General features: G+C 40.4%; 1 protein-coding gene. It reads right to left on the reverse strand.

Annotated elements, in window-relative coordinates:
- Positions 1–1534, reverse strand: a 1534-nt coding sequence (locus tag ABEV74_RS22350; RefSeq protein WP_430149759.1) for a DUF4011 domain-containing protein, incomplete at its 3' end; no start/stop codon positions are given.
- Positions 1535–1618 lie beyond the last annotated feature (84 nt).

Raw genomic sequence — 1618 nt, forward strand, 5'->3', positions numbered from 1 at the left:
CTGCGAAAGTTGAGTTATTAACTTTATTAAAATTCTCTACAAGTACGTGGAAAGCGGGGGCCAACTTCCTTAAGTTTGTTTCAATGTCATGCCGAAGTTCGTGCGAAACATTGGGGACTATGCAGTTTCTCCATGGGTTGAGTGCGTAGTCCTCCGTCATTTTTCCGATGGTTTTGGAGAGTTCATTCAAAAGGTAAATATATCTATTCAACTTCTCCGGTGTCGTTTCGCCCACATTGTCAATGGAGAAAATGACATCTGGAGTTTCGTATAACTTAGCTAATTTCCCATTAACACTGTATAGTGTTAGATTGAGAGGCTGGATGGGAGTGTGAAGTTCAGTAATATAACGGTTCAATTTTTCCCTTTGCTTTTCAAGTAATTCTAGTTGGGAGACTGCCTCATCATGAACTTTAAATCTACTAAGAGCCAATGTATTTCCAAGATCGTTTAGGACTTCCTTCTTATTAGCTCTATGGCTATGTAGGGTGAGGCAAAAATCAGATAAGCCTGCTTGCGTCAATCGTTTGTGTACAACCTCAAGTGCTGCCATCTTCTCCGAAACGAATAGCACTCGTTTTCCCTCAGCAAGACTCTCAGCGATTATGTTTGTAATGGTCTGGCTTTTTCCAGTACCAGGGGGCCCTTGCAGCACAAAACTGACACCTTTCTTGGAGTAAAGAATGGCGTCTTGCTGGCTAGAATCTGCATCAACGACTTGAAATGTATCAATAGCCCGAGTCTTCCTGTCGTGATCATACTGATTGAATTCTGCAGGCAGTGTTTTGATTTGGCTTCTGTCTCCAGCCAATCCGAGAAGTACCGGGTGTGCCTTTATCTTATCCTGGTTCTTATCCAGGTCTTCGTACATATTTATTTTCAAAAAAGAGAGCAGGCTTAATCCAGTCTCAAAAGCAACTTCCCATTTGTTTTTATTAACAGATTTATTGAGGTTGTTGAGATACTCGGTAATGCTATCTTCGTGTGCATCGAATTCAGGTAATGTAATTCCGAATTCATGTTCCATTTTATATTTTAATGTTGGGTTAACCACGACCTCGTCTTCATGTAGACGTAGGACGAAGGGCGAGGTAATGGACTCTAGTGTAAGTGATACCGGAACAAGTACGATGGGGGAGGTGATGATCTGATCAGAGTCTTGGTTCTCCTTCCACCTCAAGAAACCAAATGAAAGATATAGGATGTTGACACCTTGCTCTTCAAGTGCTGTCTTTGCTTTGTTTCTAAGATTTCTTAATGTTTTCTGTTGCTCTTTGATGGTTTGATTGGTTTGTAAATCGCCAGTTGAAGTATATGGTTCACTAACTTCGTCTTCATCGTCATCAAAATCTTCAAATGGGAATTCTAAAGTTGTTTCATTAACGACGAGCAGTCTAAACAATTCAGCGAGATCAGGGGCTACTATCTTGATGTTGGAACGTTTGGTTTCTCGATAGTTGATGAGTCTGTTTTTCTTGCCCAAATCAAGAAGACGCTTCTTCCATTTATCTATGCGGACATCAATTGCAGCCATAATAACACCTCAGCCATTAGGACTAAATCATATGTATGTAAAAAGCTAACTAATTATTATTAAGCCTGAATTTCGAAAGCCCAT

The organism is Paenibacillus cisolokensis, from assembly GCF_050481165.1.
Classification (GTDB): domain Bacteria; phylum Bacillota; class Bacilli; order Paenibacillales; family Paenibacillaceae; genus Paenibacillus_AH; species Paenibacillus_AH cisolokensis.